Origin of the sequence: Natronocalculus amylovorans (genome assembly GCF_023638035.1) — an archaeon.
Classification (GTDB): Archaea; Halobacteriota; Halobacteria; order Halobacteriales; family Haloferacaceae; genus Natronocalculus; species Natronocalculus amylovorans.
This window is the reverse complement of record NZ_JAKRVX010000008.1, coordinates 63210-81631: the sequence shown is the minus strand read 5'-3', so window position 1 is coordinate 81631 and position 18422 is coordinate 63210. Positions and strand designations below refer to the sequence as shown.

At 48.9% G+C, this 18422-nt stretch carries 17 protein-coding genes and 1 pseudogene; 8 read left to right on the top strand and 10 right to left on the bottom strand.

Translation table 11 applies throughout. The features are described 5' to 3' along the window. Positions 1–703: 703 nt before the first annotated feature. Entirely contained in the window at positions 704–1261 is a 558-nt protein-coding gene (locus AArcSt2_RS14690) for a diadenylate cyclase (protein WP_250585683.1), read from the top strand. On the opposite strand, the gene AArcSt2_RS14685 is transcribed toward AArcSt2_RS14690, so the two are convergent. Beyond that, entirely contained in the window at positions 1258–1836 is a 579-nt protein-coding gene (locus tag AArcSt2_RS14685; protein ID WP_174654859.1) for a cadmium resistance transporter, read from the bottom strand. The genes AArcSt2_RS14690 and AArcSt2_RS14685 overlap by 4 nt on opposite strands. 139 nt (positions 1837–1975) lie before the next feature. Between AArcSt2_RS14685 and AArcSt2_RS14680 the strand changes: the two genes are divergently transcribed. Together AArcSt2_RS14680 and AArcSt2_RS14675 are read left to right on the top strand one after the other, a co-directional pair. After that, a complete protein-coding gene (locus tag AArcSt2_RS14680) occupies positions 1976–2401 on the top strand; it encodes a universal stress protein (RefSeq protein ID WP_250585681.1) in 426 nt (141 codons plus the stop codon). A gap of 63 nt (positions 2402–2464) precedes the next feature. Continuing rightward, positions 2465–3025 carry a class I SAM-dependent methyltransferase gene (locus AArcSt2_RS14675; protein WP_174654860.1) on the top strand — a complete coding sequence of 187 codons (561 nt, stop codon included), beginning with the start codon at positions 2465–2467 and terminating at the stop codon, positions 3023–3025. Positions 3026–3030: 5 nt separating this feature from the next. On the opposite strand, the gene AArcSt2_RS14670 is transcribed toward AArcSt2_RS14675, so the two are convergent. The 3 genes from AArcSt2_RS14670 to AArcSt2_RS14660 all read right to left on the bottom strand — a co-directional run bounded on the left by AArcSt2_RS14670 (position 3031) and on the right by AArcSt2_RS14660 (position 5067). Beyond that, positions 3031–3825 carry an SDR family NAD(P)-dependent oxidoreductase gene (locus AArcSt2_RS14670; RefSeq protein ID WP_250585679.1) on the bottom strand — a complete coding sequence of 265 codons (795 nt, stop codon included), beginning with the start codon at positions 3823–3825 and terminating at the stop codon, positions 3031–3033. Between the two features lie 167 nt (positions 3826–3992). Next, positions 3993–4517 carry a winged helix-turn-helix domain-containing protein gene (locus tag AArcSt2_RS14665; protein WP_174654862.1) on the bottom strand — a complete coding sequence of 175 codons (525 nt, stop codon included), beginning with the start codon at positions 4515–4517 and terminating at the stop codon, positions 3993–3995. Between the two features lie 55 nt (positions 4518–4572). After that, positions 4573–5067 carry a redoxin domain-containing protein gene (locus AArcSt2_RS14660; protein WP_250585677.1) on the bottom strand — a complete coding sequence of 165 codons (495 nt, stop codon included), beginning with the start codon at positions 5065–5067 and terminating at the stop codon, positions 4573–4575. 184 nt (positions 5068–5251) lie between these two features. Between AArcSt2_RS14660 and AArcSt2_RS14655 the strand changes: the two genes are divergently transcribed. Beyond that, a complete protein-coding gene (locus tag AArcSt2_RS14655) occupies positions 5252–5986 on the top strand; it encodes a hypothetical protein (protein ID WP_250585675.1) in 735 nt (244 codons plus the stop codon). A 161-nt stretch (positions 5987–6147) separates the two neighbouring features. Here the strand turns inward: AArcSt2_RS14655 and AArcSt2_RS14650 are convergent, their stop codons facing one another. Then, positions 6148–8091, bottom strand: coding sequence for an archaea-specific SMC-related protein (locus AArcSt2_RS14650; protein ID WP_343233295.1), 1944 nt, complete (start codon positions 8089–8091; stop codon positions 6148–6150). A 209-nt stretch (positions 8092–8300) separates the two neighbouring features. After that, complete coding sequence (locus AArcSt2_RS14645) at positions 8301–9728, bottom strand: FAD-dependent oxidoreductase (RefSeq protein ID WP_250585671.1); 1428 nt, start codon at positions 9726–9728, stop codon at positions 8301–8303. A gap of 307 nt (positions 9729–10035) precedes the next feature. On the opposite strand from AArcSt2_RS14645, the gene AArcSt2_RS14640 reads away from it, so the two are divergent. From AArcSt2_RS14640 to AArcSt2_RS14625, 4 genes are all read left to right on the top strand, one after another. Further along, positions 10036–10515: a peptidylprolyl isomerase gene (locus tag AArcSt2_RS14640; protein WP_250585735.1), complete on the top strand. Its 480-nt coding sequence runs from the start codon at positions 10036–10038 to the stop codon at positions 10513–10515. Positions 10516–10613: 98 nt separating this feature from the next. Continuing rightward, positions 10614–12227: a succinic semialdehyde dehydrogenase gene (locus AArcSt2_RS14635; RefSeq protein ID WP_250585669.1), complete on the top strand. Its 1614-nt coding sequence runs from the start codon at positions 10614–10616 to the stop codon at positions 12225–12227. Then, positions 12224–13324 (top strand): SDR family oxidoreductase, encoded by a 1101-nt coding sequence (locus AArcSt2_RS14630; RefSeq protein WP_250585667.1) that lies wholly within the window; start codon positions 12224–12226, stop codon positions 13322–13324. Before AArcSt2_RS14635 ends, AArcSt2_RS14630 begins: the two co-directional genes overlap by 4 nt. 47 nt (positions 13325–13371) lie before the next feature. Then, entirely contained in the window at positions 13372–15507 is a 2136-nt protein-coding gene (locus AArcSt2_RS14625; protein WP_250585665.1) for a PAS domain-containing protein, read from the top strand. Between the two features lie 24 nt (positions 15508–15531). Here the strand turns inward: AArcSt2_RS14625 and AArcSt2_RS14620 are convergent, their stop codons facing one another. The 4 genes and pseudogenes from AArcSt2_RS14620 to AArcSt2_RS14605 form a co-directional block, all read right to left on the bottom strand. After that, entirely contained in the window at positions 15532–15894 is a 363-nt protein-coding gene (locus AArcSt2_RS14620; protein WP_174654870.1) for a rhodanese-like domain-containing protein, read from the bottom strand. 64 nt (positions 15895–15958) lie between these two features. Beyond that, complete coding sequence (locus AArcSt2_RS16875; protein WP_425493672.1) at positions 15959–16477, bottom strand: DUF7344 domain-containing protein; 519 nt, start codon at positions 16475–16477, stop codon at positions 15959–15961. Further along, positions 16449–17838: pseudogene (locus AArcSt2_RS14610) on the bottom strand (RNA-guided endonuclease InsQ/TnpB family protein). The gene AArcSt2_RS16875 and the pseudogene AArcSt2_RS14610 overlap by 29 nt, the downstream one beginning before the upstream one ends. 62 nt (positions 17839–17900) lie before the next feature. After that, positions 17901–18365, bottom strand: a complete 465-nt coding sequence (locus AArcSt2_RS14605) for a hypothetical protein (RefSeq protein ID WP_250585661.1) — start codon at positions 18363–18365, stop codon at positions 17901–17903. Positions 18366–18422 lie beyond the last annotated feature (57 nt).

Sequence of the window (18422 nt, the reverse complement as noted above, 5' to 3'; positions counted from 1 at the left end):
AATGTTATGGGTAAGATAGGTGTATAATCGTATGCTATTTTAGTGTTGTTCAGTAATCTTTTCATCAAAACGTACAATATTTGCAAATTCATAAACTCGTATTTGAAATAAAGTTAATTAAAGATAATATCATATATTTATTGTCGTATTTGTAAACTGCGCTCTTGTAGCGGTTCACAGATGAGCGCTAACATGCGATCGACTGCGGCTTAATGTGGGCACATTATTGTCTCATAGCTACAAAATTGAATGAGAGAGTTGGCATCCTGCTCATGCGATGCCGAACGAATTGTTACCAAGGAATATATAAAAAAACATGGCCTTCTGGGACTCAATATAGGTCACTGTGGGTTTGAAAAATACATGCGATGGAAAAGGCGATTACGGATCGATCGTATGCAGACGATGAAACGAGAGATGGCTCGCTACTACAACTGAGGCAAAAACAGCACCCGAACTTGTGAACCGCCTTGCTTATTTGTAGATCAGCGCAATTGGTGACATCCATCCCCGATTTTAGTCGTGGGTTTTCGCACCTCATCTCGATAATATTAGGATTAACATTACCGCAGGCGGAGTCATACGAACACTAGAGACTAACGAACAGGAGGCACAGTCACAAATTTGGACGGTGGGCATACCGTCCCAGTAGGATAATTTAATAGAAGAGTAGCTACTTGCTTCATGCCTGCCAGTGTTAGATATGGCTTTACAGATTTCATACGGGGATCACGAGAATGTTGTTGAGATTGTCGATCGTGTCAGATACTGTTTAGAGTCTATCAGCCTCTCATTTTCGGAATGGAACAGCCCTCGAATAAAAGGTCCGGGAGTCTATATCGCGGTTATTGCAGATCGACAGTATGGTGAGTATGCAGATATTATGGGCAAAAATCAGTGGCCGATCAGTCAGTGCATGTCCGTATATCATGAAGATGCGTTCTATGATGCCTGTGAGACGGTTTGCTTAGAATGTGATGGCGGTGTCGTCATTGCTGTAGATGGCCAAATTGAGCCAACGATGGTCCGTTTCCGGGATTTAGGAACGGTACCTAGCGAGAACGGCTCTCGAATCAAGACTGTTAACTACAAACCGTGGATGGGTGCGAGACACATGAGTGCGATCGAAACATCAGTCAGACCAGAGGTCATCGCAACCATCACGCTCAGTGAAGAATCAGGCCGAGTCTCAGTCTTTCGAGATGGAGAGATGGAGAGTCGATCGAGACAGCAGATTGCAACCGAGTGGCGCGCTGACTAAGCCGTAACATATCCTGTTGAGAGGACGTACACACCAACAGCGATCAGTGTAAACGGGACAACCCACTCTTCGAGCCACGGTGGCAGACCAATCGAGGTTGTTTTTCGAGCTGTAAAGAGCGCGAGGACAAACAACATCCCACCGCAGAACACGTACAACAAAATAATGAGCGCAAGCTCAAACGGTGTGAAGCCGAGGAAAAATGGGATCAAGATCGCTAAATTCTCCCCTGCAAGGCCAAGGCTTGCGACGGTAACGACCCAAATGCGTCCGAGATGTGTCGTATGATGCGTCCCACTCGGCAACGGTGTTGACTCACCACGGTTGAGTATACCCCAGATTCCAAGTACCAGTGGAACAATCCCAAACAGAAATGCACGCTGTTGGATAATCTCGCTTGCAAATACGGATCCAAGAATCACCGCGACGATCGTGCCACTAAAACCGATCGCATGACCGACGAATACCTCACGCGTGCTGTACTCAGCGTCGGTGCAAAATGCAACCAACAAAATGAACGCATCTGTGTGTGTTATAATGAACAGCGTTAGCGCAGTGAAAATGAGGAGGAACATAACAGAGCCAAATGCTAGAGAGATTGCACAAACAGCATCTGTTACACAGTCATCAAAAGGAATATATCATTCTTTCTGTCGTTCTTATTTTTGAAGCGAGTGGTGAATCATTATGTACTGCACGAAAAAATACATAGGTATGACAAAAGTTCTTGTTCCGATCGACGGCTCAAAAGAGTCACACCAAGCATTTGAATACGCCTGCGAGACGATCTCACCGGATACAGTTGTCCTGCTGCATGTGATCACACCGTCTTCGTTGTATAGCCACAACGCTGACCCGGGTATGTACACGGAGGCAATGTACGAAGCACAAAAAGAGCGAGCAGAAGGGTTGTTTAAAACGCTCACAGAGAACATCGACATAGATCCAAAAATTAAAATTGAAACGATCATCGATGTTGGGCGTCCTGCAAACAAAATCGTCACCTTCGCTGATGAGAACGATGTCGATCACATCGTAATGGGAAGCAAAGGACGCGATGGAGCAGCGCGAGTGCTATTGGGAAGTGTCGCAGAAACGGTTGTCCGAAGAGCAACGGTCCCAACCACGGTTGTACGATAGCATAATATTTTGTGATTCGTACAATATCGGTTGATTTTAGACCGTTGGGAAGTCACATTTCATATGGGATTTCATACGTTCGATGCTGCGAACGCAGACCGATTAGAGAATGCTGAAAGGCGGTATCGATACACCTCGCGCGAGGAATTGATTGCAGCGATCGATCCAAAACCAACAGCTACTGTTGCCGATCTTGGAAGCGGGACTGGATTCTTTACCGACGATATATCACCATTTGTAAAGACGGTGTATGCGGTTGATATTCAGCCAGAAATGCATACGTACTACAAAGAAAAGGGTGCGCCAGAGAACGTTGAATTCGTCACATCAGATATTTCAGATCTCCCATTCGAACCGGACACACTGGATGCTGCCTTCTCGACAATGACCTATCACGAGTTTGCAACACCTGCAGCGCTTGCAACGCTTTTTACCGTGCTCAAACCCGGTGGGAGGCTCGTGACGATCGACTGGGCAAAAGATGGTGATGGGGAGGCAGGACCACCGCGAGCGGAGCGATTCAGTATGCAGGACGCTATTGAGGCGCTGACGGATGCAGGGTTCGAGATTACGATGCAATCGAACCGCCCAGAGACGTTTTTTATTGTCGCAACAAAGCCGTAACGGGACTATCGACAGGTCCAGCCACCATCCGCTGCGATCGTCTCACCGGTAATAAAGCTCGCTGCGTCACTTGCTAAAAAGACAACAGGCCCGGCAATCTCTATTGGCTCGGCGAACCGATTGAGAGGTGTCCGATCGAGAATTGATTGCCTGAGCCGTTCGTTCTCTTGGAGTGGTTCCGTGAGCTCCGTTGCAACATAGCCTGGTGCGACCGCGTTCACCCGAACAGCTGGTGCCCAGTCGATCGCCATACTTTTTGTCAGTCCAACAAGACCGTGTTTCGAAGCAACGTAGGGGTGTTGACGAGGTAGCCCAACAAGGCCAGCAACGCTTGCAATATTGATTACACAGCCGTTCGTTTCCGAAAGTGCATCACCACCTGCCCGAACGAGTCGAAATGCGCCGCGGAGGTTGACATCAAGGACAGCAGTTATCGCATCATCTGAGAGATCGGTTGGGTCGCCCAATGCAGACGCTGGATTAAACCCAGCGTTGTTAACAATAACATCTACTTGGCCAAACGTATCGATCGTCTCTGTAACGAGAGAATCAACGTCATCACTGTTTGTGACATCTGCCGTGACTGCCTTGGTGGGGGCACCAAACCCAGCGGCTTCTGCAGCGACGGTTTCGATTTCAGACGCGGTTCGGGCAGAGGGAACGACAGTCGCTCCCGCCGCCGCAAGCCCAAGTGTAATTGCACGGCCAATACCTCTGCCACCACCGGTGACGATCGCAACACGGTCCGACAAGTCAGGGAGTACAGCAGCGGATTCAAACAGTTTCGATGGCTCATTCATTGGTTCTCACCCGTGCGTACAGTAACGCTGGATCATCGACCTCTTCTCTATGTACGTTCGTATTGAGTTTTTGGGTCTGATGTGTCAATAGCCAATTGTGATTTGTTTGAATAATAATCAATTGATCGAACAGTGTAGCACACGGTGACAAACACAGCTAGTGGAAGTTACGTATCATCGCCACTAAAAATATCAAACAGTTCCGGGTCAGTCCCGAATTTCAGTACGTTTGTAACGACCGAATTTCGGAGATTGTTGATAAGATTACCATGCTCTTTATAGAATTCGTGGATCCATTCTGACTCTTGTTGTCGATCGCGGAACATCATGATCGTCTTCCACTGGTACTCACCATCCGAGAGAAAGTACATGAATGTGTGTTTGTCATTCATAATGTATTCAAGCGCAGCACGCCAGTTCGCTTCGAAACCCTCTGGATTAAACTGGAACTCAAAGAGCGAAAAGAACAGAAACTCTTCATTCGGGACGATTGCCTCACGAAACACGTCATGATCACGCATTCGTCTGATTGATTCACTAACTGTTACGTGAGAGACGCTGATTCCATACTTCTCATCCAATATATCACGAAGTTCACGAGAGGAGAGCTGTGGATCCCGAGAAAGCTCTCGGAGGATATGGATATCCCGCTCAGAAAAGTCCCACTCAGGTGTCGTCTGTTTCTCCGGCATAGCTAACACACCTACCACCGAAGGGAGCCATGAAGAGTGTTGTGGCTCGGTAACCTTACTTTGTGAGTGTTGCAACCTCCTCCCGAAGCTCCGATATGAACGGTTCAAACTCCGGATTGCCGCTGTCTCGAACCCATTTGTACACAACCGTTCCATCCGAATCAAGAATGAAGATGCTCCGCTGTGCGACTTCAATCATCCCATACATGTCTTCTTGAACAACATCGTATTTATTGATCACCTCGTGGTCCCAATCCGAGAGCATCGGAAAGTTCAACGACTCTGATTGAATCCAGATATTCTGTGCAAACGGGAGATCAACGCTAATACCGTACACTGTAGCATTGAGTTCATTGAACTGCGCCATTGCGTCTCGGAACGCGCACATCTCTTCGGTACAACCGCTAGTAAACGCAGCAGGATAGAATGCGAGCACGATCGGCCCGTCCCCAAGTGCTGCAGATAGTTGAAACTCAGTAAGATCATTATATGCGTCTCCGCCTGCAAGTGGCAGGGTGAAATCCGGTGCACGATCGCCTACAGCAACCATATTTTCAGTATAGTCTCAAGCCCCATACGTGTTTGCACGACTGAACGAAACGTGATGATCAACGGACCTATTGGAAATACGGAATGGACCGGTGGTAAACAAAGCTTATTATACATCTCCAACTAGCGAAGATAACTCCACTCGGGCAACTGGGGCTCAAATAAAAAGAAACAGACCGGGCACAATGACTGAAAAAACAACAGCGACAGATCCACGAGTAACGGGCGATCACATCCGAGAACTAGAGACGCAAACCGGACGTATCACACTGATCGGTGTCGTTCACGATCATCCTGCAAGCAAGTATCGGGTCCGATCGTACCTCACGATGAATCAACCCGATCTCCTCGCGGTTGAATTACCACCGCTTGCACTCTCACTCTTCCGGAGGTATGCAGATGACACCCAGACACCACCAGCGTATGGCGGCGAGATGAGTTCGGCAATACAAGCCGCAGAGACGACAAATGTAGTCGGTATCGATGGGCCATCGTGTCGATTTGTGTACCGGTTGCTCAGACAGTTGCACGAAGATCGGACTTCAGTAGGCACAACACGGAATGTGCTCGGAAACCTGTTTTCGATGTCAAAAACGACACTTCGATACGCAACATATGGCCTGTTAACAAGCCAGACAGCCGACAGCGGGCCCATAGAGAATCAAATTTCGTACGAAACAACAGCAGACGATGATCCGACTGTACAAGCGGCTGACGAGATGCGACAGATACAACGTGCACAAGCGGTTATGAACGCTCTTGAACCACCGCGTGCAGCGCATGTTCGTGACGTAACCCGTGATGAGCATATGGCAGCACGCCTGATGTCGCTCTCGAAAGATGCAGAGTCAATTGTCGCAGTCGTTGGCCACGGCCATCTTGATGCACTGACCGATCGGCTTCAAAGGGAACGACTCTGAACGTTGGTCTCACAAAGCTAAAGAACAGTGTACAAGGGATCACATAACCAATTTTATAATAGGTACCTATCTAACAATAGCTACCTATTCAACATAAGTGAGAGCAGCGCATCGTTCTCGCTAAGGTAGTGAAAACGGCGTCAGAGTCAAACTGGTGAGCGCTATATTGCTTCGACGTAGTTGTAGCCCGAATCAAGCGCTTCCGCATCCTCAGGCAGGAGCGCAACAACGATTGTATCAGCGTATGCCTCAAAATACTCTATCAGTTGTGCAATCCGATTTGAGTCAATCGCCTCAAGCGAGTCGAGGATCATAATCGGCACAGTCTCATGGACGTCATGGACAAGATAGCCAGCCAAGGCGAAGACGAGCCCAGTCACCTCCCGCTCGCTTTCGCTTAGGTGATCAATCGTATCCTCATAGGCAGCACCGTTCTCATTCTGACGAACGATGTGCAGCGTAAATACTGATCGATCAACTTTGCGACGGCCTTCTCGAACCGTTTTTTCAGTCCGTTCGATCCAGATCCGTTCGATATTTTCGTACCCTAAGATATCCAGCACGGATTCCATATGCGTATTGAATGCGTCAACGGACTGTCTCTCGATCGATTCGATCTTGGTTCGGAGCTCAGCAAGTCGTTCCGTTGCGTCCTCTCGGTCGTCTTCGAGTTGACTGAGCCCATCAATCTCCGTTTCAGTCTCTTCAATCTCACGTTCGAGGGCGGTTAGATTATCAGTGAGTCGATCAAGCTGAAGCTCAAGTTTCGTCACCGCTTTGTGCTGATCAAGCGTTTCGTTCTCCTCCGCAGCAGCGAGCGTCTCGATTTCGTCTTCGAGCGTTTCCGCTTGGGTTGCAAGTTCCGTGCGACGGTCTTTGAGCGATTGAAGCCGCTCTTTCCGTTCTTCGATCTCACGTTCGGCGCGGTCGATCTGCCGAGAGACGGATGACTTCCGCTGTGATTTCTTTTGTGCGTCCTGTCGTTTCGTTTTGAGGTCACTGATCTTCGATTTGATCTTCGATCGCTCAGATAGTTTCTGTTTGCGAAGATTACGGAGCGAGTCGATTGTGGATTCGATCTGCGTTGTCTCAACCTCGCTTCCACAGGTCCAACAAATGACACTGTCTGTGTCAGCGAGGAGCTGATCAGTGACAGATTGAGACTCATCCTCGCGGAGAGCGGCCGCAATCTCTGCGTTCGTTCCATTGAGCATCTCTTCGTTGAACTGGATGATGCTCTGTAGTTGTGTCGTGTTTGCGTTTAGTGATGACTGTTTCTCGCGGAGTTGGTCCAACTCTGCATCGATCGCAGCCGGGTCAATATCGATTGTGTCCGGCAACGATTCTAACTCCTCATGGAGCGATTCGATCTCTGCTTGTAGTGTCTCGATACTCTCTGTTTCAGTTTCAATCTGGAACCGGGTATTCTCAAGCTGTGATTGCGCTGATTGAAGCTCACTGAGCTTTTGTTCGCGCTTTTGCGACTGGTCTGAGTCATCAGAGTTCTTATTTTCAGATTCGTCCAGTGCGTTTCGTTTTGTCTCGAGTTCAGCCTCAACTTCAGCAATCTGTTCGCGAAGATCACCTCGTCGAGATTCAAGTGTTGGAAGTTTGGATTTGAGCGATTTGATCCGTTCGATCTCGTTATCAATGCGTTTTCGATCCGATCGAACCCGTTCAATCTCTGTCCGGATCTGTTCTGTGTCGATCGGACGCATGATGAGTTCCCGAAGGTCATCACCGCGGGCAACTGCTTGTCTTGCTTCGTTTGATTCAAGCAAGAACGCGAATAGATCAGCAACGGTTGAATCATCAAGATATGGCTCACCAGAGCGAACGACGACGTCGTTTCGGCGTTCCAGCGTCCGTGTGTAGGTTTCACCATCGAGCGCGAGTTCGACGGATCCTTCCTCGGAATCTGCCTTTAGCGATACACGATCGCTGCCCAATGCACCCATAATTGACCGAAGAAACGATGTTCGATTGGTTGCGTTCCTGCCCGATAAAACGTTTACCCCACTTCCGAGTTCAACAACAGTTGAATCAATTCCACCCAAATTGTTGACAGATACTCGAAACTGAGAGCTAGACTCTACTGAGCTCACATGTAAATATACAGACTTTGAATATTTAAATCAAACTGGTTAGGAAGCCGAGTTATGAGCATTTTGGGGGTCCAGTTAGCTCTATTACAGAGATATCTCCGTAATGGTGTAAACGACCACGGGTCAGGTGACCCGTGGAACTCTCGCTGTTTCTTTAGAGAGCATACTCAGGATCCAAACAAGATATTTCAAAAGCGACCCGATGTGTGTCAGAGTTTGCCGTTAAGAACTTTTGCCGCGACAAGAATTGGGTCCCACACCGGGCTAAACGGTGGAGCATACGCAAGATCAAGCTGCTCAACGTCGGAAACGGTACGATCTGCTTGTAACGCGGTTGCGATCGTATTGATGCGGACGGCTGCGCGATCGGAGCCAACAATCGCACCACCAAGAAGCCGCTCTGTCTGTTGATCACAGACCAATGTAACCGTAGTCTCGGAGTTTCCAGGGTAGTAGCCCGATCGAGAGCCCGCAGTAATTGTCGCCGAAATTGGGTCGAATCCATGATTTCGCGCATCATCTTTGTCAATAATTCCGGTTCGACCACACTCCAAATCAAACGCTTTCAACACTGCAGTCCCTGCAATCTCACCAACCGACGTTTCCGTACCGGCAACGGTTGTTCCAATCGCTCGCCCTGCTCTATTTGCGGTAAGGCCGAGCGGAACCCACGTCTCCTCACCAGTAACGGTGTGCGTTGATGTTGCAACATCACCAGCCGCGTAGATATTCTGGAGTGACGTACGCCCGTATTCGTCGGTCCGGATCGCACTGCCTTCGCCAATCGAGATCTCGGTCTCGGAGAGAAGATCGGTATTCGGACGGATCCCAACGCCAACAATAACAAGCTGCGCATCGATTGTTTCCGAGGCAGTCTGGACGCCACTAACCCGGCCATCGTCATCACCAACAAGCCTGGTGACAGGTGTGTTTGTGTGGACGTGAACACCTTTTGAACGTAGATGCGGCTCAACAACAGCTGCGATCGAGTCGCCAAACGGTGGGAGAATATGCCCCGAACGCTGAAACAGGTGTACATCAAGTCCACGTTCGATGAGCGCTTCAGCCATCTCAACGCCAACATAGCCACCGCCAACGATCGCTGCCGTATGTGGAGACGAAAACTGTCGATTATGAGTAATTTGATCGCGATCAACCGGCCCTTCTCCAAGCGTAGATTCATCATACGCCTCCGGATCAGATAGATACGCATCGATCGCTGCGGCACTATCGATCCCATGCACCGTAAACACGCCATCAAGCGTTGAAAGATCAAACGGTCCAGAAACGGGTCGAGCACCGGTTCCAATGAGAAGATCGCCAAATGGCTGTTCGAACGTCGTCTTTTCGCAGCGAACAGTTACCGTTTGTTCTGCTGGGTTAACCGCGATCACTTCATGATTTCGGCGGAGATCGATTCCACGCTCTCTGACTTGTGTCGGCGAGAGTGAGAGAAGGTCCGAAAGCGAGTCAACAACGCCCCCAATAAAATACGGAAGTCCGCAATGGGCGTATGAGATCCAATTTCCTTTTTCAAAAACGATCACATCGCGATCTGGTTCCTCGCGCTTGCACTTGCTTGCAGCACTTAACCCGGCAGCATCTCCACCAACAATAACAAACGGTCTAGTTGACATACACACTCATCTCAGGTACAAAATAAAACACCTCGTTTGCTGTGTGCAGCCGCCGCAAGACCATACAGTCATATTCTATCGCTGTGAAATAGCTTCTATTGTGACCTCCGTAAAATCCACAGATCGCCGGACGCTTCTCGTAGGACTTGCTTCGGGTGGTATACTGTTTGCCTCTGGCTGTCTTGGAGGACAATCGGAATCAGCTGCCAGTTCACCAACGGAGGAGGTACCAGACTCAGACGATACAGCAGCAGCGAACCCGACAGGGACACAGACTGACTCAATCGATGCAGTGATAGAGACGACGATGGGCGACATCTCGATCGAACTATACCACGACCGGGTGCCGAACACAGTGAACAATTTTGTTGGCCTTGCAACCGGTAGACAGGCGTGGATCGATCCCGAGACTGGCGAAGAAATATCCGAGGAGCCACTCTACACCGATGTGCTCTTTCACCGCGTCATTGATGGATTTATGATACAGACAGGTGATCCGACTGGAACTGGCCGTGGTGGGCCAGGCTATCGGTTCGAAGATGAGTTCCACGAATCGCTCCGGCATGATGGCCCTGGTGTACTCAGTATGGCAAATTCAGGCCCGGATACAAATGGCTCACAGTTCTTTATCACACTAGGTGAACAGCCACATCTTGACGATCGACATGCCGTCTTTGGCCGTGTGACTGACGGAATGGACGTCGTCAACAACATCGGTTCGGTCGAAACTGATGACATCGATCGGCCGCGAGAAGATGTGTTTCTTACAGCAATCTCAATCGAGTGAACCACGACCCAAACACGGCGTGAACTGTAGTTCCGTTCTCACATCGGAAAATCGTGTAACTATACGGTAAGTCGGGAAAATATACAGATAGATACGAAATGTCCTCCTCAGACACAGAGCCACGTGTGCTTTCGACAACCACAGTTGATACACGTTCCCTTCAGCACCTTGCGGCTCTGGTTCGCACACCTGAGTCGGAAACGATCGACGTAGTTGCACCAGCAACAAATGAATCGATCGGCGCAGTTCCAAACTGTTCGAAAGCATCAGTTGGGCGTGCTGTTGAACGAAGCCGAAGAGCCCAAAAATCGTGGAAACAGACCTCAATATCGGAGCGGAGTGCAATCATAAACCGGTTTGCTGATCTTGTGCTTGAACGACAAAAATGGCTACTGGATTTGGTGCAGGTAGAAACCGGGAAATCGCGAACCGATGCGGTTGAGGAACTACTTGATGTCCCTCAGACGTGCTCGTACTATGCAGAGAGTGTGACGGATGAACTCACGCCAACAGTTCGTCGCGGGGCACTGCCACCAGCAACGACTGCAAAAGTAGTATATGAACCAGTTGGCGTTGTGGGGGTGATTTCACCGTGGAACTACCCACTGACACTCTCGGTGACGGATGCTGTTGCGGCGCTCATTGGCGGAAATACGATTGTGCTCAAACCGGATGAAAAGACACCGTTTATCGCACTTGCACTGTGTGAGCTACTCACTGAGGCAGGGCTTCCAGACGACGTTTTCCAAGTCGTAACCGGTGAGGGGGCCGTCGTCGGGTCGAAATTAATCGATACGGTAGATTACATTACGTTTACAGGAAGCACGGAAACCGGCCGGGTTGTTGCAGCGCGTGCAGGTGAAAACCTCATTGACTGCTCACTTGAGTTGGGTGGAAAGAACCCACTGATTGTGCTTGATGATGCAGATATAGAGACGGCGGCCCGCGGTGCTGTCCAAGCGTGTTTTACAAATGCAGGCCAGCTGTGTCTGTCTACGGAGCGACTCTATGTTGATGAGTCGGTCTTTGATTCGTTCATAAGCGAGTTTATTGGAGCAACAAGGCGGCTTACACTTGGGACGGAGACAACATTCGACGCCGAGATGGGATCGTTGATTAATCAAAAACAGCTCGATCGAGTCGAATCACACGTCTCAGATGCGGTAACACATGGTGCAGAGGTTCTGACAGGGGGACGGAGACGAACGGATATTGGGCCCTTCTGTTATGAACCAACCGTGCTCACAAACGTGACTGAAACGATGCAGGTTGCGACTGAGGAGACATTCGGTCCAGTCGTATCGGTATATTCTGTCTCTGGTGTCACTGAAGCAATTACCAAAGCAAACGATTCGATGTATGGACTAAACGCAAGCGTATGGAGTAAAAACCAGGACCGTGCCCAGACGGTCGCCAGTCAGCTTGACTGTGGAACAGTGTGCATCAACGATGGCTATATTGCTGGCTGGGCTGCAGTCGACACACCAATGGGTGGCGTCAAACACTCCGGATTAGGACGGCGACACGGACCAGAAGGCCTCCATCGATTCATGGAACCAAAGACAGTAGCAACGTCTCAGGTGGGTCCCATTACGGCACCAGCGTTTCTCCCGAACGCGTGGTACATACACGGGTTGATTGCACTCACACGGATACAGCGGCGCATACAGAGCCTTAGTAAACAGATGGGGTCCCACAGGAGGCTTCGATGAGTATAGAGTCAAGGTCTCCTCAACCAACGGTCTTACTGACTGGGTTTCCTGGATTTCTTGGGTCAGCCCTTGTTGAGCGCCTCATCGATCACGGAGATGGACCGATTGCCTGTCTTATCCAACCAGCTTATCGAGGACGTGCAGAGAAACGCGCTCAAGAGATTACGAGCGACCGAGATGCAATACAACTATACGAGGGGGATATCACACGCCCAGAGCTGGGACTTTCGGATGTGCTACCCGAACTAACAGCCGTCTCAGAGCTATACCATCTTGCAGCAGTATATGATTTGGCAGTGGATCCAGACATTGCAAGGGCGGTCAATATTCGTGGGACGGAACACGTTCTCAGTGTTGCAGCACAACTTGGTGTCGATCGGTTCCACTACGTAAGCACGTGTTACGTAAGCGGTAGATACGATGGTGTCTTTACTGAATCACACCTGAAAGAGGGCCAGCAGTTCAATAATTACTACGAGTGGAGCAAGTATGAAGCCGAAGTACGTGTCCAAGAAAAAATGGACGACGGATTTCCGGCAACGATCTATCGACCTTCAATCGTCGTTGGGGATAGCAAAACAGGCGTAACTGGGAAATATGATGGACCATACTATCTAATTCGGTTACTGCTACGTCAACCACGTTGGTGTTCAGTTATCACAAAGCTCCCAAAAAGTACTGCTGCAGAGCTCAATGTTGTTCCACAGGATTTCGTCATTGATGCGATCGATGCGCTACGTTCGAGCGCAGATACGTGTGGTAATGTATATCAGCTCTGTGACCCACATCCACTTTCCGTCCCGGAGTTTGTTTCGACAATCGCAACCGAAACTGGACACAGAGTGATACCGGCACCGACATCGAAACGAACAGCAAAATTGGTGATGAGCGTGCTCAAACGGTTGCAGCTCCCCGCAGAGCCTGCAACGATTGATTATTTGGATCATCCGACCCGATACGCAAACCCAAAAACACGACCTGTGCTCGAAGATGCTGGAGTTATGTGCCCACCATTTGCATCGTATGCTGATCGGCTTCTCTCATTTGTCATCGAACAGCCGACGATACAACAAGAAGCAATCAAAACGAAACCATAGCACTATTATTTACCATGCTGTCTGACAGTCTATAAGAGACACATATCATGGATCAGGATATTCACGTGTTACATGTTGATGACGATCCGACATTTATTGAGATGGCATCGATATTCCTCAACCGTCATAGCGATCGAATCACAGTGACAACGGAAACATCAGCAAAAAATGCAATTTCGACGATAGAGGAGAATGCCATCGACTGTATCGTCTCCGATTATGATATGCCGATGCTCAATGGAATCGAATTTTTGAAACAGGTTCGGCAGAATCATCCTGATCTCCCATTTATTTTATTTACTGGAAAAGGGAGCGAAGAGGTTGCAAGCGAAGCAATATCAGCGGGTGTAACTGACTATTTACAGAAACAAACCGCGACAGAACAGTATGAGCTCCTTGCCAATAGAATTGAGCACGCAACAGCACAGTGCCGTGCGGAATCACAGATCACAGAACAACAAGCGGTTTTTGAAACGCTTATTGAGAACCTTCCGGTAGGTGTACTCGTCGAAGATCAGTCGAGAGAGGTTCTTGCGGTGAACCAGGAACTACTGGAGATATTTGAAGTTACTGAATCCAAACAGACCTTCATTGGTGCATACTGTCCGGATATTGCAAATAAACTTAAAAACGAGTTCAAAGATCCGGATCGGTTTATTCGATCAATTGATGAACGATTACAAGTGACGGAACCAGTCGAGGGTGAAACATTCACACTCGTTGATGGTCGAACGATCGAGCGTGATTATGTACCGTATGAACTCCCAAATGGCTGTGCAAATTTGTGGGTCTATACCGACGTCACCAGACAGCAAGAGAACCAGCAACTTCTGGAAGGGTTATTCGAACAGTCACTGCAAGCAATTGCATTCAAAGAGATCGTTACGGATGAGAATGGTGAACCGATCGACTACACGTATTTACAAGTCAATGAACGGTTTGAGGAGATTATGGAGGTGGCTGCAGAGGAGATTATCGGGCGTCGCGGGACGGAGACAATAGATGGACTTGAAAATGATCCGTTTATTGAGATTTTTGGAGAGGTGGCCCTTACGGGATCGAGTGTTTCATTTGAAGAGTACTCAACGGCACTGAACAGACATTATGATGTGTCTGTGTTTTCACCACGAGAGGGTGCATTTATTACAATTTTCTCAGATATAACCGATCGAAAAGAGCGTGAAAGGGAGCTTGAACAGTTCAGATTCTTTGTCGAGAACACCCCAGATTTCATGCTCGTTCTCGAGGCGTCAATGAATGTCCAGTACCAAAGCCCAATTTCTGACGCAGCAGCCTTTCGGCCAATTGATGTTACTGGAAAACACCCGACAGAATACATCCACCCGGATGATATTGAGACAGTAATCGAACGGTTTCAACAGCTGTTCGAAGATACCGAAACAATCGTCACAGCAGAGTATCGAGTTCAGGACGCCTCTGGGAACTGGTGTTGGTTCGAAAGTAAGGCACAAAACTATTTGAACGAAGACCCGGTTAATGGGGTGTTGGTTACTGTCCGGGAGATCACCAAACAAAAAGAGCAACACAGAAAGCTCAAAGAGCAAAATAAGCGACTGGGTCAGTTTGCGAGCGTCGTTTCCCACGATCTTCGAGGGCCATTAAACGTTGCAATGGGAAGGATAGAATTGCTCAGCGATGACTGTGAGAGTGAGCATATAGACCAGATCCAGGTTGCGGTTGAACGGATGAATACACTCATTGAAGATTTACTCCAACTTGCACAGGATGGGACAGAGATTGGGGCGACACAGGTCGTTTCCATCCCAAAGGTCTGTCAAACTGCATGGGATGCAGTCGTAACTGGGGATGCGAACTTACAGATCGAAACAGACCGAACTATTACTGCGGATATTGGACGGTTACAACAGCTGTTAGAGAACCTGTTCCGAAATGCAATCGAACACAATACCCAGCCAGTAACAATAACAGTAGGCGACATACCGGAGACAGACAGCTTCTACGTCGAAGATACAGGTGTTGGAATTCCACGTGACCTCGTCGATGATATCTTTGAGATTGGCTTTTCGACAAAGCCAGAAAACACTGGGTTTGGGTTAGCGATCGTCAACGAAATCGCAACCGCACATGAGTGGAATGTAGACGTAACAACTGGGAGTGCTGGTGGTGCTCGATTCGTATTTGCTCCTCACCCCGCCGAGTAAGAATGAGGCGCTCAGATGCGATTGTCAATTCCAAAAGAACGATCGGAGTTTGTAGCCGATCGAGCCACGATTGTATCCTGACCAGCCACTCATCCCTCCTTTGAGTGTTGATGCATCGTATCCTTCGGTTGTGAGCACTTCGGTGGCGCGTTTTGCAACAATGCCCATCTTACAGACAACAATAATTTCTATATCGCGCGGAATTGCTGAAAGTTCGTCTCGAAGCGGTGATTCATCGCCTTTTCGTAGTGCGTTATACACTGGAATGTTGTAGCTACCTTCGATAGACGAACGTTGAAAATCAGTCGATGGCCGGATATCGAGAATAAACAGTTCATCATCTGCGTTTCGGCGATCGTCCAATTCAGATGGACGGATAGAACTCATTATAAAAATGAGACAGTACGAATACAAAGGTCTACTGTCTATCACTTAAAATAAAGTCAGTAGATCAAAATGAGGTGAAAAACGAGTCTGTACTTAGTGATTGAATTATGCGGATGACCTCCAATTCATCGAATCGGTCCAGTTGGTACGTTATTGTGGCCGTTGGATGATGGTATGTAATGATATCAACCGCTTCGAGTTTGGGGATATGCTCATTGTATAGCGCTGCAGTGTACTGTCCATGAAGAAACATGTAGTCTGTATCAGTTGGCTGTATCTCATCTTGGGTATGTGGTATCAGATACTCCACCAGTTCGCTAATTTGTGCTGCTTGACGGCCAGAATAAACAAAATATCGTAAAATCGCTTGTCGATCAGTGTCAGAAAAAACAGTTGACAGTGTAGATTGTGCTATATCACCCCGATCTACAAAGGAGTCAGCTGTATCATCCGCATCAGCAGTTTGGGAATCAATAAAACGGATATGTTGAAGTGATTTAGCGTTTTTGACATCCACCCACGACTGAAGTCGTGGGATTCCTCTCGTGGGAGTCTCAGTCGTCTGAGTCCCCAAGAGCGACATTCCCACTCGATGTGGTACTCTGGTTTGTGTACTCCTTGTTGGCCGTTGTTTCCACCGCAATGGATGGCGGGCTATGGTGTTCCCGCCAGTTGTGATTGTTCCACTTGAGGTACACGGGCCGTGCCATCGGCCCTATTTTGTTGTTCTGCTGTCTTAGGAACGATTCTGACGCTCCAAGGTCGGCGTGCCCCTCAAACCCACACGTACACGTCAACGAATCCTCATGACGAACTGTTTCTTCTCGCTCGCCACACCCAGGGCACTCCTGACTTGTCCACGCCTCGGATTCTTCTTCAACCGTGGTTCCATACTCTTCACATACGTCTTCGAGGCGGTTGATGAATCGTCTGAAAGCCCAGAAGTTGTGCGTTTTCTCATTCACAACCGGCGACCAATGCGTTGAGAGAACACCCTTGATGTCTCCGACATACAACGTCGAAACACCTTCGTCGTGCAAGCGTTCCACGAGGTCACGAACAAGACTGTCTTGCGCGTGGTCGCGGCGATTCGTGCGCTTTCGATACAATCGGTCGATGCGCTTGCTGGTCTTTCGCTGGTTTTCGAGTAGCGACTGGTAGTGTGCGATTCGTTCCGTGGTTTTACGGAACTGCTCGAACAGGTCACGTCCTTCGTACAGGAATTGAGAGCCGATCGTTGTCGTGCAGGCGACGAGGTTGTTCGCGCCAACGTCCAGAGCGGTCATCAGACAGAGTCTGATGGGCAACCAGAAATCGAGGATTTCTGGTGACGGCTTCTTCTGAAGCCAGTGGTGAGTCCAGTCGAGAACGGTCTATAGTGACTGGTTGAAAGGCCCTGAACGTGTCAGCGGTTTCGTCGTACACAATTTCAAGTCGGTTCTGCTCGCCGCTCCACTTCGGGTCGCCCGATAGTTCAACGCGAAGACGCTGATTCCGATTTAATCCGAGTTCGTCTTTGAGTTCGGAACCAATCGGGATTTCGAGACGGGAGCGATTCCCGTACTCGATGGTGTACTGGTCGTTGCGAACGTAGGTGCGAAGCACTCGTCCATCTTCTTCATTGCCCCAGTACCCCGGTGGCGATGGTTTCTCACCGAGTATTCCAGCGTAGTATTTCTCATTGCTAGAAAAGAACGACCGCCACGCTTCGGAGTTCTTGCGGATGATTTGCTGGGCAACCGAACTGCTGAGGACGGCTTTGTATTTGCCTTCAAGACTGCCGGTATCAGCATCCCAGACGGTTTCGTTGTCTTCGAGGAAGGCTTGGCGGCGAGCGTAGTTTGTCTCGTTCCAGAGACTCGCAGAAGCATCCAACCAACGAACGAACACCTCACGCCCGTTCGTAGAGCGCGGGTGAACATCGAACTGGTTGGCTCGCTTCATCAATCAGTAGTACGAAATGTTGGTCTGTAAAGGTATGGATCAACGTGGGAGACTCGAACTGGCTATCGCTCACGGTTCGCGTCGTGTGTTGTCGGATTCATCCACGACTCAAGTCGTGGGCTTTCTCCTTGATTCTCTGTAACTCCGGCGGTAGTACCTGCAACAGCTCCAACAGATCCACAGACGAGTACAATATACCCTGGCTCTGAGAGAATAGTCCCCTCAACAGTTTGGTGAATAATAATAAAAGAGGATAACAAACCTGAGACACACACCCCACTAACGGTCCACTTGAGCACTTCAATCTGCTCAGAGGCTGTAAACTCTAGGTGTTCAATCTTGAACCCAATTATGATGAGTATTGTTGGGATACCAATGCTAACGAATAGTTGTGAGAGCCAGTGAATGAGAGGATCAGAATAAATAAGCGAGGTGAAGATTGCAGTAAGAAAGAGAATACTACCCAACGTGGTGATAACGAGCTCAGCGAAGGGATATGAAGATAGTATAGTACGTCTATGAATCATCGCAGTACCTACTGAGTACCACCGTAGTATGTACGTTTTTTTCAAATAAATACCGTG

Bases quoted from the DNA above. Each gene is read 5' to 3' on its own strand.
- AArcSt2_RS14690 (WP_250585683.1), top strand. From the start codon at position 704: ATGGCTTTACAGATTTCATACGGGGATCACGAGAATGTTGTTGAGATT.
- AArcSt2_RS14685 (WP_174654859.1), bottom strand. From the start codon at position 1,836: ATGTTCCTCCTCATTTTCACTGCGCTAACGCTGTTCATTATAACACAC.
- AArcSt2_RS14680 (WP_250585681.1), top strand. From the start codon at position 1,976: ATGACAAAAGTTCTTGTTCCGATCGACGGCTCAAAAGAGTCACACCAA.
- AArcSt2_RS14675 (WP_174654860.1), top strand. From the start codon at position 2,465: ATGGGATTTCATACGTTCGATGCTGCGAACGCAGACCGATTAGAGAAT.
- AArcSt2_RS14670 (WP_250585679.1), bottom strand. From the start codon at position 3,825: ATGAATGAGCCATCGAAACTGTTTGAATCCGCTGCTGTACTCCCTGAC.
- AArcSt2_RS14665 (WP_174654862.1), bottom strand. From the start codon at position 4,517: ATGCCGGAGAAACAGACGACACCTGAGTGGGACTTTTCTGAGCGGGAT.
- AArcSt2_RS14660 (WP_250585677.1), bottom strand. From the start codon at position 5,067: ATGGTTGCTGTAGGCGATCGTGCACCGGATTTCACCCTGCCACTTGCA.
- AArcSt2_RS14655 (WP_250585675.1), top strand. From the start codon at position 5,252: ATGACTGAAAAAACAACAGCGACAGATCCACGAGTAACGGGCGATCAC.
- AArcSt2_RS14645 (WP_250585671.1), bottom strand. From the start codon at position 9,728: ATGTCAACTAGACCGTTTGTTATTGTTGGTGGAGATGCTGCCGGGTTA.
- AArcSt2_RS14640 (WP_250585735.1), top strand. From the start codon at position 10,036: ATGGGCGACATCTCGATCGAACTATACCACGACCGGGTGCCGAACACA.
- AArcSt2_RS14635 (WP_250585669.1), top strand. From the start codon at position 10,614: ATGTCCTCCTCAGACACAGAGCCACGTGTGCTTTCGACAACCACAGTT.
- AArcSt2_RS14630 (WP_250585667.1), top strand. From the start codon at position 12,224: ATGAGTATAGAGTCAAGGTCTCCTCAACCAACGGTCTTACTGACTGGG.
- AArcSt2_RS14625 (WP_250585665.1), top strand. From the start codon at position 13,372: ATGGATCAGGATATTCACGTGTTACATGTTGATGACGATCCGACATTT.
- AArcSt2_RS14620 (WP_174654870.1), bottom strand. From the start codon at position 15,894: ATGAGTTCTATCCGTCCATCTGAATTGGACGATCGCCGAAACGCAGAT.
- AArcSt2_RS16875 (WP_425493672.1), bottom strand. From the start codon at position 16,477: ATGTCGCTCTTGGGGACTCAGACGACTGAGACTCCCACGAGAGGAATC.
- AArcSt2_RS14605 (WP_250585661.1), bottom strand. From the start codon at position 18,365: ATGATTCATAGACGTACTATACTATCTTCATATCCCTTCGCTGAGCTC.